At 63.1% G+C, this 236-nt stretch carries 1 protein-coding gene; it reads right to left on the bottom strand.

All coding sequences use genetic code 11. The features are described 5' to 3' along the window. Positions 1-236: hypothetical protein (locus ACM6IT_RS00045; protein WP_414917226.1), on the bottom strand; the 236-nt coding region annotated here is incomplete at both ends.

The raw sequence follows: 236 nt of genomic DNA, 5'->3' as shown, positions 1-236 counted from the left end.
GTTTCTTCGCTGACACCCAGTTGCTTGCCCTGCCCGGTCGGCAGGCGCTGGATCGACAGCAGGCGATCAGCGTCGTCGTACACGTAATCCTGACGGGCATCGCCATTGAGTTTGGCCAGCAGCCGGCCAATGCTGTCGCGCTCGAATTCGGTACGACGCTGTGGTCGTTCGCCGCGTTCGCCGTAGCCGGTTTCGTCGACCTGGGTCAGATGCCCGCCGAGGTTGTAGCTGAAGCG

Origin of the sequence: Pseudomonas sp. IT-P4 (assembly GCF_949767755.1) — a bacterium.
Lineage (GTDB): Bacteria > Pseudomonadota > Gammaproteobacteria > Pseudomonadales > Pseudomonadaceae > Aquipseudomonas > Aquipseudomonas monachiensis.
This window is presented reverse-complemented; position numbering and strand designations above follow the sequence as displayed.